This is a genomic window from Burkholderia perseverans (assembly GCF_022870505.1).
Classification (GTDB): Bacteria; Pseudomonadota; Gammaproteobacteria; order Burkholderiales; family Burkholderiaceae; genus Burkholderia; species Burkholderia plantarii.
In genome coordinates, this window is the sequence record NZ_CP045094.1 from 2,386,606 (window position 1) to 2,401,060 (window position 14,455).

The 14,455-nt window shown below is 71.0% G+C and carries 11 protein-coding genes; 5 read left to right on the plus strand and 6 right to left on the minus strand.

All coding sequences use genetic code 11. The features are described from left to right. Positions 1-103 precede the first annotated feature (103 nt). From BpN12_RS25150 to BpN12_RS25165, 4 genes are all read right to left on the minus strand, one after another. Positions 104-1,510: an AcvB/VirJ family lysyl-phosphatidylglycerol hydrolase gene (locus tag BpN12_RS25150; RefSeq protein WP_246794966.1), complete on the minus strand. Its 1,407-nt coding sequence runs from the start codon at positions 1,508-1,510 to the stop codon at positions 104-106. Continuing rightward, positions 1,507-4,095 (minus strand): bifunctional lysylphosphatidylglycerol flippase/synthetase MprF, encoded by a 2,589-nt coding sequence (gene mprF / locus BpN12_RS25155; RefSeq protein WP_246794967.1) that lies wholly within the window; start codon positions 4,093-4,095, stop codon positions 1,507-1,509. Before mprF ends, BpN12_RS25150 begins: the two co-directional genes overlap by 4 nt. 519 nt (positions 4,096-4,614) lie before the next feature. Beyond that, the gene (locus BpN12_RS25160; RefSeq protein WP_042626624.1) at positions 4,615-5,433 is read right to left on the minus strand and encodes an FkbM family methyltransferase; all 819 of its coding nucleotides are present in this window, start codon (positions 5,431-5,433) and stop codon (positions 4,615-4,617) included. A gap of 63 nt (positions 5,434-5,496) precedes the next feature. Beyond that, positions 5,497-7,419, minus strand: a complete 1,923-nt coding sequence (locus BpN12_RS25165) for an acyltransferase family protein (RefSeq protein WP_246794968.1) — start codon at positions 7,417-7,419, stop codon at positions 5,497-5,499. A 678-nt stretch (positions 7,420-8,097) separates the two neighbouring features. Here BpN12_RS25165 and BpN12_RS25170 point away from each other — a divergent pair. The 3 genes from BpN12_RS25170 to BpN12_RS25180 all read left to right on the plus strand — a co-directional run bounded on the left by BpN12_RS25170 (position 8,098) and on the right by BpN12_RS25180 (position 11,414). Further along, entirely contained in the window at positions 8,098-10,527 is a 2,430-nt protein-coding gene (locus BpN12_RS25170; RefSeq protein WP_246797994.1) for a DUF3772 domain-containing protein, read from the plus strand. A gap of 134 nt (positions 10,528-10,661) precedes the next feature. Next, entirely contained in the window at positions 10,662-10,973 is a 312-nt protein-coding gene (locus BpN12_RS25175) for a hypothetical protein (RefSeq protein WP_246794969.1), read from the plus strand. Positions 10,974-11,108: 135 nt separating this feature from the next. Further along, positions 11,109-11,414 (plus strand): hypothetical protein, encoded by a 306-nt coding sequence (locus tag BpN12_RS25180; protein ID WP_246794970.1) that lies wholly within the window; start codon positions 11,109-11,111, stop codon positions 11,412-11,414. 71 nt (positions 11,415-11,485) lie between these two features. Here BpN12_RS25180 and BpN12_RS25185 read toward each other — a convergent pair whose 3' ends face one another. After that, the gene (locus tag BpN12_RS25185) at positions 11,486-11,929 is read right to left on the minus strand and encodes a hypothetical protein (RefSeq protein ID WP_246794971.1); all 444 of its coding nucleotides are present in this window, start codon (positions 11,927-11,929) and stop codon (positions 11,486-11,488) included. Between the two features lie 207 nt (positions 11,930-12,136). On the opposite strand from BpN12_RS25185, the gene BpN12_RS25190 reads away from it, so the two are divergent. After that, the gene (locus tag BpN12_RS25190; RefSeq protein WP_246794972.1) at positions 12,137-12,424 is read left to right on the plus strand and encodes a YciI-like protein; all 288 of its coding nucleotides are present in this window, start codon (positions 12,137-12,139) and stop codon (positions 12,422-12,424) included. A 58-nt stretch (positions 12,425-12,482) separates the two neighbouring features. On the opposite strand, the gene corA is transcribed toward BpN12_RS25190, so the two are convergent. Further along, positions 12,483-13,460: a magnesium/cobalt transporter CorA gene (gene corA, locus BpN12_RS25195; RefSeq protein WP_246794973.1), complete on the minus strand. Its 978-nt coding sequence runs from the start codon at positions 13,458-13,460 to the stop codon at positions 12,483-12,485. A gap of 332 nt (positions 13,461-13,792) precedes the next feature. On the opposite strand from corA, the gene BpN12_RS25200 reads away from it, so the two are divergent. Next, positions 13,793-14,407 (plus strand): P-loop nucleotide/nucleoside kinase family protein, encoded by a 615-nt coding sequence (locus tag BpN12_RS25200; protein ID WP_246794974.1) that lies wholly within the window; start codon positions 13,793-13,795, stop codon positions 14,405-14,407. Positions 14,408-14,455: the final 48 nt, after the last annotated feature.

Here is a 14,455-nt window from a genome sequence, read left to right on the forward strand (position 1 = left end):
GTGGAACTCTGATTCCCTGATGCCGTCCCGCGAGTGCCGGTCTCGCAAAAACAAACGGGCGGCCACGCCATCCGGCGTGCCGCCCGCTCCGCCTCATCCCGCCTCAGTGCCCCGCCGCGTTCCTGCGCAGCGCGTCCAGAATGCGCCGCTCCAGCGCCACGTAATCGCCGCCGAAATGGTGGTCGCCGCCCGTCTTGATGACCTCGGCGCCGCTTTTCGCCAGCGCCGGGCACAGCGTGTCTTCCTCGGTGGCGCCGTAGAAGCACTGCACCTGCGCGAGCGGCAGTTTGTCGAACTCGGGCCGCACCTGCAGCGCCTTGTCGCTCGCCGGCATGCCGAGCCAGCCCGTCACGCGGATCTGGAAATCGGCGGCCGGCGCGAAGCCGAGCAGCGAAATCACGGCGACCTTGTCCTTCAGCGGCGGCGGCAGCCGGTTGTAGGCGAACGGCATCACGTCGGCGCCGAACGAATAGCCGATCAGCGCGACATGCGAGGCATGCCAGCGCGCCATGTAGGTTTGCATCACGCGCGCCAGATCGTGGCTGGTCTGCGCCGGCGTCTTCTCGCTCCAGAAGTAGCGCAGGCTGTCCCAGCCGATCACCGCCACGCCGTCCTTCTGCAGCGCTTCCGCGATGGTCTTGTCGAGATCGCGCCAGCCGCCGTCGCCGGAGATCACGATCGCGAGCAGACCGTTGCCGGCACCGCCCTTCGCGGCCGGCAGCTCGACGAGCGGCAGGTCCGACACGTCGAGTTCGTCGGCGCTGCCGTCGCGCAGATGCGGCGCGAGCAGCGTGACGAGCCGCGCGACGTCGCCGCTGGCGGCCGTGTCGACGAAGCCCGGCGTCTTGCGGCGGCTCACGGTCGGGTCCGGCGGGCACATCTTGAAGCGCGGATCGAGCGTGGCGGCCGGCGCCACCGTCACCGCGCCCGAAATGGTGTTCTCGGGCGCCTGCGCGAGCACCTGCCGCGCGAGCGTGCCGCCCTGGCCGATGCCGGCCACGATCGGCGCGAAATAGCGCGAGGTCTTCAGCTGCCGTTCAAGCTGGTGGCTGACCGCCTCGGCGTCGCCCACCAGCTGATGGCAGCTTTCCTTGGTCTTCGCCAGGTTCGCGGCGTAGCGCGCCGTGTCGACGCCCACCGTCAGCGCGCCCGCCTTCGCGAGCGCCTCGGCGGTCGCCTGGTCGGCCGCGCTCCAGCCGCCCGCCGCCGAATACAGCACCACGAAGCCGTGGACCTCACCGTCCGGCCGCACCACGGTCACGTCGCCGTAGCGCCCGCCCGGCAGCCGGCCCGAACTGCGGCCGGCCAGCGTCGCGCCCGAAGCCGCGCTGGCCGTCACGGCAGGCGCGGCCGCGCCGCTGGCCGCCCTGCCTGTTTCCGCATGTCCCGCATGTCCCGCATGCGCCGGTGCCGCTTGTGCTGTTTGTGCCGCGAACGCGCCCGGCGCCTGCGCGAATGCGATTCCGGCCGCGGCCATCGCCGCCAGCCGCTTCCAACCCTGTCCCATCATGAACGCCGACCTCCCGCCAGCAAGGAAAGATCGGCGAGTGTAACGAAAACGCCGACCGATCCGGACGCCGCGAGATAACGCGGCTCCCATTGCGGCTCGAACTTGCTCTTGAACGCGCGCAAGCCGCGGAAATTGTAGAAACGCCCGCCGAAGCGCCAGACCACGCGGCCGAGCCGGTGCCAGAGCGACGACATCGGCGCGGTGCCCATCCCCGAGAACGGCGCCATGCCGAGGCTCAGGCGCCGGAAGCCGGCCTCCTTCAGGTACAGCGCGAGCTGCGTGAACAAATATTCCATCGCATACGGCGAGGCCTCGGGCACGTGGCGCATCACGCCCACCGTGGCGTCGGTGTTCAGGTCGGTGGTCATGAACGTGACGAACGCCACCGGCTCGTCGTTCTGGCGCACCAGCATCACCGACTGGGTGGCGAGGTAGCCGTCGTGGAACGCGGCGATCGAGAAGCTCTTCTCGCGCGCGTCGCGGCTGTCGAGCCAGTCGTCGGAGATCTCGCGCAGCACCGGCAGCATGTCGGGCACGCCGTGCGGCGGGATCACCTCCACCGACATCGCGTCGCGGTCGCCGCGCCGCAGCGCGTAGCGCAGGTGCGAGCGGTTCGAGCCCTTCAGGTCGAAGCGGTCGAGCGCGATGTGCGCCTCCTCGCCGAGCTTGACGAGCGTGAGGCCGGCGTCGAGATAGAGCGGCAGCGCCTCGGCGCGCACCTGGTAGAACGCGGCGCGCCCGCCGTGCGAATGGGCGCGCGCGATGAACTGGTTGACGAGCCCGGCCCACTCGCCGCGCGGGCCGACCGGATCGTAGAGCGCGGCCCAGGTGCGGCCGTGCTTGGCGTACATCAGGAACGCCTCGCGCGACTCCGAGAACAGGAAGCTCTTGTCGCCCATCAGCGCGAGGCCCACGTCGCTGCGGTCCTGCGCGCGGATGATGCGCGCCGCGTCGGCCAGGTCCTGCGGCTCGGGCACCACGAAGCGGCCGGCCGCCGGGCGCAGCAGCTGCCAGAGCGAGACCATCGCCGCGAACACGCCGGCCGCGAGCGTGGCGCGCAGCGCACGCGAGGCGCGCTCGTCGAACGCGAACTGCGACCAGATCCCGTGCGTGTAGGGGATGTCGCGGAACGCGAACAGCAGCACCCACACCGCCAGCATCAGCACCAGCGCGACCGACATGAACCAGCCGACCGTGAACGGCTCGGCGAACAGCGAGGAATGGCGGTTGAAACGGCGCCGCGACACCAGCAGCAGCACCAGCTGCGCCACCAGCACGCCGGCCTCGACGAACGCGAGCCCCTTCGAGAACGACAGCGCGAGGCTGGCGAGCGTGAGCGCGAGCGCCATCCACCAGGCGGCGTCGAGCCGGCGCAGCAGCCCGCGCGCGACGAACAGCAGCGACACGCCGAGCACGCTGCAGAGCACCTGCGAGCCTTCCAGCACCCACAGCGGAATCACGTTGCGCAGCACCGCGATGCGCTGCCAGAACGCCGGCGTCGCGCCCGACACCACCAGCATGCTGCCCACCGCGAACGTGACGAGGCTCAGGAACAGCGGCGCGAGCTGCGAGACCTGGGCCGCCTGCGACGAGACGAACCGCTGGCTGACCGCGCGCCCCTCGAACACGGCCAGCAGCCCGGCCGACAGCACCAGCGGCACGCCGAAATAGATCGCGCGATAGGCGATCAGCGCGGCCAGCATCGAGGTGGGCGGCACCGCGCCGCCGAGCGCGAACGTCATGGCCGCCTCGAACACGCCGATCCCGCCCGGCGTGTGGCCGATCATGCCGAGCAGCAGCGCGGCGGCGTAGACGGTGAGGAAGGTGACCAGATCGACGTGGCCGTGCGGCAGCAGCGACCACAGCGCGAGGCCGGCCGAGGCGACGTCGACCACCGCGAACACCAGCTGGCCGGCCAGGTCGCGCCGCGACGGGATGTCGAACGCCAGCCAGCGCCAGCGCGAGCGGATCTGGCGCGGCGCCGGCCCGCAGCAGGCGATCAGCCCCGCCAGCAGCACCAGCAGCGCCACCCCGACCGCGCGCAGCCAGCCGCTCGCCACCGGCAGCATCGAGGCCAGCGGCACGGAGCCGCCCACCATGCCGAGCGCCGTCATGCCGACGATGCCGAGCACCAGCGTGCCGCCCATGAACACCGTCATCCGGCCGATCTGCGCGGCCGTGACGCCCGAGGCGCCGTACACGCGCACCCGCACCGCGCCGCCCGTCAGCGCGCCGAAGCCGGTGGCGTTGCCGAGCGCGGTGCCGGCGATGGTGCCGATCCACAGCGACACGCGCGGCACCTTCGCGCCCACGTAGCGCAGGCCGATCGCGTCGCGCGCCACCAGCCCGACGTAGCTGAGCGCGGTGGCGCCGAGCGCGCCGGCCCATTCGCCGGGCGCCAGATGGCGCAGGTTGCGGATCACCGACTTGTAGTCGACGGTCTCCGACAGGTGCTGGAACACGAACAGCAGCGCGATGCCGATGCCGAGCGCGAGCAGCGGCGAGACGAGCCGATCGAGCGGGACGGACTGGCGAACGCGCGCGATCGTGGCCGTCGCGCGCCGCGGTAAATCACTGAAGGACATGAATCTGAAAAGTCAGGCTGAAACCTGTCGCGAGAATTGACGCTGCAGCCGTTGTCATCGTCGTATGCGGCCGCGTCCCCGGACGCGGTCTTCGCAAGCATGACGTCCGGCCCGTGCCGGCGTCAGGGATGCGCGAGTCTACCGGAGCGACATTACAAATTGTTTTTCGCAAGCCGACCGGGTTCTGACGAACGGCGGGCGAACCGCCCCCGGCCGGCGAGCGCGCGCCACGCCGGAATCCGCGCATGATACTGGAAAAGCGTGCCGGCGCCCCTCGCGGCGACTACGTAAAGGCAAGCCCCTAGCGGGTTTCCACGGGTCCGGTCGGGCCAACCGCGGCCCGGCCGCGCGCGTTTGGCATGACGAACCAACGCGGCATCGGCAGGATGCCGAAACGCGCGCGTTTCCGACATTTGTCTTACTTGATGTTTTCCGGATGCCGACAATGCACGCCGCGCCGGCCGGGCGCGGCTGTGGCGCCGGCAGGAACGGCACGCCGCGCTCCCGGGCGGCTGCCGTTCAGCTGATGTAGACCACCCCGTCGCCCTGCTGCAGGTGCGGCGAGACGGGATCGTCGCGATGCACGGCGATCATGTTCAACCCGGCCGGCACGCAGCGGTAGCCGAACTCGTCGAGGAAGCGCTCGACCAGCACCGGGTCGGTCTTCAGCACCTCGATGGTCAGCATCGGCCGGCAGCGGCGCAGCGTGTCGCGCGCGCCGGTGAGCGCCTCCAGCTCCATGCCCTCGATGTCGAGCTTGATCAGGTCCACGCGCGCGAGGCCCAGCGAATCGATGCTGACCATCGGCACCGTGGTGCCGGCGGCCGTGTCGTACGAAATCACCTGGCCGATGAATTCGTTGCCGTCGCGGCGGCGCAGCTCGAGGCTGCCGAAGCTGGCGTGCGAGAGATAGTCGGGCTGCGGGACCACCAGCTCGCCGCAGCGCTCGCCGAGCGCGGCCAGCTTGGCGCGCGCGTTCAGGCAGTTGTTCAGCGCGATGTTGCCGGCCAGCGCGTAGAACACGATCTCCTGCGCCTCGAAGCTCAGCACCCGGCCCCAGCCGTGCATGTGCCGCGCCCATTCGATCGTATGCACGCCGATGTTGGCGCCGCCGTCGATCGCCACGATGCCGTCGCCGTGCAGCTCGCGGCGGCGCGTGAGCATGGCCAGCACGAAGCCGATCTCGCTCGCGTCGAAGCAGCCGTTCTGCAGGATCTGATGCCCGACGCCGTAGGTGTAGCCCTCCGCGGCCGTGTTGTGATCGTGGCGGTTCACGATCATCGTGCCGTGATTCGAAGCAGCCAGAACGAAAGCGATCGGCCGGTTCGGAAATGCCATCTCGATGCCCTCCGTAAAGATGATCCATGCCGGCGATCGTCGCGCCGCCAGGGTGCCCCCGCTTCAGTGCAGCAACTGCGGGGCGATGCGGCTCATCACGTCGCGCGCGCCGTCCGGCGTCAGGTGCGAGCCGTCGAACGACACGATCCTGCCGCGGCCGTCGCCCGAGCGCGTCACGCAGCCGGCCGCGTCGCACATCGCGTCGTAGGCGGACACGTAGTCGATGCCGAGCCGCCGCGCGGTGGCCGCGCCGAGCAGGTCGTAGCGGCGCGCCGCCGGATCGATGCCGAAATCCGAACGCTCGGGCAGCTCGACATGGTGCGCACGCCAGTAGACCCAGTAAAGGGTCGGCAACGAACTTTGCCACGTCGCGACCTGCCCGAGCAATACGATTCGCTCGACGCCGGCCGCGCGGGCCGCCGCCACGGTCCGGTCCAGCGCGGCGAGGCGCGCGGCGTCCCAGTTCGCGGTCAGCACCAGCGTATGCGGCCGGGCCGCGCGCAGCGCGTCGAGCGCACCGGCGGCGATGCGCCCGCAGTGATCGTCGCCGCCGAGCAGCGGCGGGCAGCCCGAGGCGCTGAACTCGCCGAGCCGCACGCCGAAGCGGCCCTGCTGCGCGACGAAGCCCGGGTAGATCGCGGCGGCCCGCGAGTCGCCCCACAGGAACACCAGCGGCGCATGGCCGGGCTCCACGCAGGTCGAAGCGAAGTGCTCCTGGTCGGCGCCTTCCAGGTAGCAGGTGCCGCGGCGCCAGTCGTGGTCGAGATCGAAATGCGCGCCGCCGGCGAAGCGCTCGGTGAGCCGCGACATCCGGAACGCCAGGCCGTCGCGCCGGTAGGTGTTGTAGCCGAGGTAGCCGATCGCGAGCACCAGCACCAGCAGCAGCCCGGTGACGAGGCGCGGCCGGCGCGAGCGGCGGGCCGGTCGCTCGACGCAGCGGTAGACGAGCCAGGCGAGCGGCACCGCGGCGAGCGCGCCGGCCACGCGCAGAGACCAGGCCGGCACGCCGATCGACATCAGGCGCAGGAACGACAGGATCGGCCAGTGGATCAGGTAGAGCGGATAGCTGATCAGGCCGACCAGCAGCACCGGCCGCGTGGCGAGCCGCGCCATCAGCCGCGAGGCGCGGCCGTGGTGGATCAGCAGGGCCGCGCCGAGCGTGGGCGCGAGCGCCCAGCCGCCCGGAAACGTCAGCTGCGCGTTCATCAGCGCCATCGAACCGAGCAGCAGCGCGAGGCCGGCCAGCGCGCCGAGTTCGGGATGGCGCGGCGCGGGTTGCGGCGAGCGCGCCTCGCGGCAGGCCAGCAGGCTGCCGATCATCAGCTCCCAGGCGCGCGTGACCGGCCAGTAGAACGCCGCGGTCGGCGCATGCCCGACGATCGCGAGGTTGGCCGCGAACGACAGCGCGCCGAGCACCAGCACCGCCCACAGCGGCCCGCGCCGCACGCGGCTCGCCGCCCACAGCAGCAGCGGCCAGGCCAGGTAGAACTGTTCCTCGACGCCGAGCGACCAGAGATGGAGCAGCGGCTTGTGGTCGGCGGAGGCATCGAAGTAGCCGGCCTCGGACCACAGCACGAGGTTGGCCACCGAGGTGGCGCCGCCGGCGATGTGCTCGCCGAGCGACTTGAACTCGTCGGGCAGCAGGTTGAACCAGCCGAACAGGTAGACGCCGACCAGCACCACCAGCAGCGCCGGAAACAGGCGGCGGATGCGCCGGCCGTAGAACGCGGCGAGCGAGAAGCGCGACTCGTCGAGATCGCGCAGCAGGTGCGAGGTGATCAGGTAGCCGGAGATCACGAAGAACACGTCGACGCCGACGAAGCCGCCGGGCAGCGCCGCCGGCAGCGCGTGGAACACGACCACCGAGAGCACGGCCAGCGCGCGCAGCACGTCGATGTCGGGCCGATAGCCGGCCGCGGCACGGGGCGCGGCCGTCGGCGCTCGGGCGTCGCGCGTCGCCGCGGCGACGGAGGTGGATTCAGTCATGGCGAGACACGTCGGGCGGCCCGCCTCGCGCGTCGCGGCGCGGCAGGCCGATTTGTCATGGATATTCCGGTTTTCGCCCGCACGGCAACCCCACCCGCGACGCGGCGACGGCGGCCCCCCGGCCGCCCATGCGCGCGAAAGGCGCGATTCTACGCATGATCGACGTCGAAAAGCTAGCCGGAGCGTGGACGCATGGGCAATCGCGGCGGTGACAGCAGCGATGACAGCGGCCGGCGAACGGCCCGCCAACCGGCGTCACCCGGAGCGCGCCGGCACCGTCCTGCATCGCCTCGCCATCGCCCTGCCCGCCGCCGCGAAGGCCGTGCCGCTTCGCCTGCCGCGTCCCGCCCCGCGTTTTCGATGTAACGCGCGTAACCATCTGTGACGCGGCACGCCCCCGCGCGCGACGCGGCGGCAGCCCCGGCAGCGCGCCACCGCCCCGGCCGGCGGCCCGCGCGCGACCGACGGGGCACGCCGCCCACGCCTCGTCCGCGCCGGCCCGGGTACGCGCCCCCGCTCCCCATTCGCGGGCGCAGCCGGTAACATCTCGATCCCGCGCTTCATGGCAAGCTGGCGGCCCGGATCGCCGGCCGTCGCCGGCCCCGCCGACAAGAAAAAGGTTTTTCGTCCATGCCCCTGACCGCCCGACTCGCGCGCCTGCTCGCGCCGTTGTCATGGATGCTGCTCGGCCTCGTCGCCGTGCCGCTCTCGCCCGCCGCGCAGGCCGCGCCGTTCGCCGCTTCGGCCCCGAGCGCGAGCGGCGCCGCCGCGCCGTCGATCTCCTACGACGATGCCGTGGCCTCGCTCAAGCGCCTGCAGGCCGAGCAGGACCGCATCAAGCAGCAGACCTCGGCCGCCACCAGCAACCAGCAGCTCGACACGCTCGACGCCGCCGCCGAGCAGCTCGTCACCAACGTCGACAACCTGCTCGACGCGCTCACGCCGCAACGCGCGCAGCTGCAGGCGCAGCTCGACGTGCTCGGCCCGCCGCCCGCGGCCGGCGCGGCGCCCGAGACGCCGGCCGTGGCACGGCAGCGCGCCGACCTCACCGCGCGCCGCGACCAGTTCGACGCGGTGCTCAAGCAGGCCACCGCCGAGAAGAACGACCTCACGAACCTGAACCAGCAATTCGCGAAACTGCGGCGCGGACTGTTGCGCGACCAGCTCGCGCTGCGCTCGGGCAGTCTGTTCGGGCCGACCTTCTGGGCGCCGCTGCACACCCCGCTGCCCGACGACCGCCAGCGCCTGCACGCGTTCTCCGGCCAGATCGCCGAGCAGTTCGCGTTCGCCTGGGACCCGGAGCGGCGCGTCGGCACGCTGGTGATGCTGGTGCTGGCCGTGGCGATCTGGAGCGCCGGCCGGCGCCTGCTCGAGCGCGGCTTCTCGTGGTTCTGCCTGAACCGGCTGCCGCCCACCCGGCTGCGCCGCAGCGCGCTGGCGCTGACCACCGCGCTCGCCACGCTGCTGGCCACCGGCATCGCCGTACAGCTGCTGCTGCTCGCGCTCACGCGCGGCGAGGCGCTCACGCCCGCGCTCGACGATTTCGCCGCGAAGTTCGCCGAACTCGCGCTGACCTGCGCGCTGATCGCCGGCCTCGGCCGCGCGCTGCTCTGCACGCGCCACCCGAGCTGGCGGCTGCCCGCCATCGCCGATCCGGTGGCGCTCGCGATGCGGCGCTTCCCGACCATCCTGGCCGCGCTGCTGCTCGTCTCCGGCACGCTCGAACAGCTGAACCGGATCGCCGACACGAGCCTGCCCGTGACCGTGTTCGGGCGCGGCATCGTCGCGCTGGTGGTGGCGCTGACGATCGGCGCCTCGCTGCTGCGCGCCAACCGCGCGCGCGCCGAGCTGGCCGCCGCCGGCGAGCCGCCCGAGTCGCGCTCCACGCTGACCGGCCTGATCCACGCCGGCGTGACGCTGGCCGTGATCGCCTCGCTCGCCGCGCTGCTGATCGGCTACGTCACGGTGGCGCGCTTCATCACCTACGAACTGGTCTGGTTCGAGATCGTGCTGTGCAGCTTCTACGTGCTGACCCAGCTCACGCGCGACGTCTGCGCGAGCCTGTTCTCCACCAGCTACGCGAGCGGCAACACCATCAAGCATCTGTTCGGGCTCGCCGACCACCATCTCGAACAGGCCTCGACGCTGCTGTCGGGTCTCGGCGTCGCGATCCTGGTACTGCTCGCCGCGCTGTCGCTGGTCACGGGCGGCTTCGGCACCACCCCGAGCGACCTGCTCGACAGCCTGCTGACGATGCTCGGCGGCACCCGGCTGCGCAGCCTCAACATCGTGCCGGACCGCATCGTCAACGCGGTGCTGGCGCTGGTGATCGGCTTCTGGCTGCTGCGCTCGATCCGCCGCTGGCTCGACAACGAGTTCCTGCCCACGCTCGGCATGGACCCGGGCATGCGCGCCTCGCTCGTCACGCTGTTCAGCAACCTCGGCTACGTGCTGCTGGTGCTGATGACGCTGTCGCTGCTCGGCGTGCAGTGGAGCAGCCTGGCCTGGATCGTCAGCGCGCTGTCGGTGGGGATCGGCTTCGGCCTGCAGGAGATCGTCAAGAACTTCGTGTCGGGGCTGATCCTGCTGACCGAGCGGCCGGTGAAGGTGGGCGACATGGTCAGCATCAGCGGCGTGGAAGGCGACATCCGCCGCATCAACGTGCGCGCCACCGAGATCCAGCTCGCCGACCGCTCCACCGTGATCGTGCCGAACTCGCAGCTGATCTCGCAGAACCTGCGCAACGTGACGATGGGCAACAGCACCCAGGGCGTGGCCACGCTGATGCTCACGTTCCCGCTCAACACCGATCCCGAACAGGTGCGCGACCTGCTGCTGAACGCCTACCAGACGCACCCCGGCATCCTGGAGAAACCGGCGCCGTCGGTGACCTTCAGCCAGCTCACGCCGGACGGCATCACGCTCAGCGTGACCGGCTACGTGAGCAGCCCGCGCGTGACGGCCTCGACCAAGAGCGACCTGCTGTTCGAGATCCTGAAGCAGCTGCGCGCCGCCGCGATCACGCTGTCGAGCCCGCAGATGCTGATGATCCAGAACGCGCCGGGCGCCCTCCCCGTGGAGGACGCCGCCGCGGCCCGGCGACAGTGAGGCCGGCGGCATACCTGACACGCGCCGTTCACGCGGCTTTCACCGTCGTCATACACGGTTGCAATCCTTTACCGCATGTGACGATCGCTCCCTCTATGCTGCGATCATCACACCAACACCTTTGGGGGAATGCCATGAACAAGCTCACCTTGCTGCTGCCGGCGCTCGCCGCCGGCTCGCTGCTGACCGGTTGCGTCGCGTATCCGGCCGGCCCGGACTATGGCGGCGGCTATGGCGGCGGCGGTTACGCCGCGCAGCCCGGCTATGCGCAGCCGGGCGTGGCCGTGGTGGACGTCAGCGTCGGCTGGCACGGCGACCGCTACTGGGACGGCCGCCGCTACTGGGGCCGCGACGAGTGGAACCGCTCGCATCCGCCGGGCGGCGGCCGTGATCGCGGCCACGACGACCACGGCCATGATCACGACCACGACGACCACCGCTGGTAAGCATCGCGGCGGGCCGGCCTGAACGTTCGACGCCGGCCCGCGTGACCGTATGCACCTGCACGTGCGCCTCGCTTCGTTCGTCGTGAAGCTCGCGCGTCACGCCTGCTTTCCCGACCTGCTCCTTCCCCTCCCGCGATGCCCCTCCCTACCCTGAATCCGCTGCTGCGCACGCTGCTCGCGTTCGCCACGCTGGCCGCGCTGGCCGCGAGTCACGCCGCGTCGGCGCAAACCCAGACGTTCCATTTCGGCGAAGGCCAGTCGACGCTGCCGGGCCAGCATGCGGACGGTCACGCCGCGCCGCCGCGAGCGCCCGACGCACGGCCGCAGCCGGCCCCCGGCGCCCATCGCGCGCCGGCCCATCGCCCGACGCCTTCGCGCAGCCGGCATCGGGCTCGCCGCCCCCATCACGCCGCGCCACCGCCCGCCTACTCTCATCACTGAGTCAGCGCCGGCCCTCGGCGCATCGGCATGCACGGGCGGCCGCGCGGATCACCGCGCCGGCCGCCCTCGCGTTACTGCGCCCCGCTCTCCGACGCCGCGCTGCCCGGCAGCGCCTGCCGGATGCCGTCGACCATCGCATGCGCGGCGCCCGCCACGATCGCCGTATCGACGCCATCGGTCTGCCACTCGTCCTGCCCGTTCTTCGAGAACACCAGCGAGGCGCGCGACGACGACGCGTCGTCGGCCTTGCCCGAGTGCCACGCGATCACCACCTCGCAGGTGTAGGCGTGCTCGGCCGTCTTGCGGCACGGCCCGTCCTCGCGGATCGAGGCGATGTCGGCGGCCACCGGCAGCGGCCGCCCGAGGAATGCGTTCACGGGACCATGATTCTCGGCGTCGAGCGCCCGACGCACCGCGGCGTCGATGTCGGCCGGCGCGGGGCCCTCGTGAAACCAGCCGCAGGCGGCCATCAGCGGCGCGAGTGCGCCGGCGAGCAACAGGGTACGAACTTTCATCGACAGGATCCTTCAGCGGCCCGCCGCGCGCCGCCCCTCGCGACGCGCCCGGCCAGGCCGCGGGCGCAGTGTGCCCCGGCACGCCATTCGCTACCGTATCGAATCGTAAGCATTTGTTCGCCGGCGCCGGCGCGGCGCCTATACTGGACGTTCCCGGCCGCCGGCCGATCCGCGGCACCGCTACCCGATCCCGCCACTGGAGGCCCGATGTTCTATCTGCTGACCTACGATCTGGTCGACAACTATCCCGAACGCCGCGGCACGTATCGCGAGGAACACCTCGCGCTCGCGCAGGCCGCGACCGCGCGCGGCGAGCTGTTGCTCGGCGGCGCGCTCGCCGACCCGGCCGACTGCGCGGTGCTGCTGTTCACGGGCGACACGCCGGCCGCCGCCGAGGCGTTCGCGGCGGCGGACCCCTACGTGCGCAACGGGCTCGTGCGGCAGTGGCAGGTGCGGCTCTGGAACGTCGCCGCCGGCCATTACGCGAAGCTCTGATCCCGCCACGCCCTGACACGCCCCACGCCCGCCACTCAGGCGGGCCGGCCGCCGGCGCTCACAGCCAGCCGGCGCGCCGGAAGCGCCACCAGAGCGCGAGATCGGCCACCGCCATCACGCCGAGGCAGGCATAGAAGCCGAAGCGCCAGTGCAGCTCCGGAATGTTGTTGAAGTTCATCCCGTAGATCCCGGCCACCATGGTCGGGATCGCGAACAGCGCGGCGAACGAGCCGAGCCGCTTGGTCACCTCGCTCTCGGCCAGCGAGATCATGCCGAGGTCCACCTGCACCGCCGTCACCACCATTTCGCGCCGCGCCTCCAGCGTCTTGGTGATGCGCTGCAGGTGGTCGTACACGTCGCGGAAATAATGCTCCATGCCGCTGCAGACCTGCGGCGTGCGCCCGCCCACCAGCTTCGAGAGCGGTTCGAGCAGCGGCGCCGTGTGCTGGTAGACGGTCACGAGCCGGCGCTTGAGCGAATAGAGATCCTGGATGATCGCGCGCGCGGTGGCCGGCGACGACTTCTCGAAGATGCGGTCCTCGAGCGCTTCCAGCTCCGCGCCGAGCCGCTCGATGGTCGGGAAATAGCGGTCGACGACCTGGTCCATCAGCGCGTAGAACACGAACGCCGAACCTTCCTTCAGCAGGTGCGGCTCGCGCTCGCAGCGCAGGCGCACGTCCTGGAAGCCGTGCGAGGTGTGGTTGCGGATCGACAGGATGTAGTTCGGGCCGACGAACACGTTCAGCTCGCCGATCTCGAACTCGTCGTCGGCATCGAATTCCACCGTATGCATCACCGCGAACAGCGAATCGCCGTACTCCTCGATCTTGGGGCGCTGGTGGCCGTTGCGCGCATCCTCGAGCGCCAGCTCGTGCAGGCCGAACTCCTCGCCCATGCGCTCGAGCTCCTCCGGGGCCGGCTCCTTCAGCGCGACCCAGACGAAGCACTCGGGGCGCGCGACGTAGTCGCTGATGTCGTCGATTTCGATGTCGGCCAGCTTCTGGCCGTTCTGATACGCAACGCAGTTGATCAACATTGTGTCGTGGGAAACGTCTGTTTCGGTCTTGAAGTCGATCCGCTAGTGTAGCGGCTCCGCCCCCCCGCGCGCAGGAGCCCGCGTCGCGCCGCGCGCGCTTGCACGCCCCGCCGTTCGCGGTCATGATCGCGGATGCATGGCGGCACCGTCGGCCGCGACTTTCGTTTCGCCGACACGGCGGATGCGGCGCGCTTTCGGCCGGAAGCGCGGCCTGAAGCGTCGCGCGTCCCCCGCATGCCTCGCATTCACTGTCGTCATGGCATTCATGGCGCTTAGGGTGTTCGTGCCGTTCCCGTTCGGTTTGCCGCCGCCACTTCCGGAGGCCCGCGCTCGTGAAATACCTGGTGTTTTTCTGCGGTCACGCCGGCACCGGCAAGACCACGCTCGCCAAGCAGTTGATCGGCCCGCTGATGCGGACCACGGGCGAGGCGTTCTGCCTGCTCGACAAGGACACGCTGTACGGCCGCTACAGTTCGGCCGCGATGGGCGCGCTCACGCAGGACCCGAACGATCGCGACAGCCCGCTCTACCTGCAGCATCTGCGCGACCCCGAATACCAGGGCCTGCTCGACACCGCGCGCGAGAACCTCGAACTCGGCATCAGCGTGCTGGTGGTGGCGCCGCTGTCGCGCGAGATCCGCGACGGGCGGCTGCTGAACCGGCAATGGCTCGGCATCGGCCACGACATCGAACTGCGCGTGGTGTGGGTGGAAACCTCGGAGGACACCGCGCGCGCGCGCATCATCGCGCGCGGCAATCCGAACGATGCCTACAAGCTCGCGCATTGGGATGACTATCGGCAGCGCCGCTTCGTGCCGGACGGCGCCGCTTGCGAAGGACTGCTGAGGTTCGACAACAGCGCGCCGGGTGGCGCCGACATCGAGGCGCTGATGCACCGGATCGTGCCGCCCGCGCAAGGCGCGATGGTGCCGCCGCTGCCGGCATAAGCACGATTGCGGCACCCGCTTCGCGCCGAAGCGGGCCGGTGCCGGACC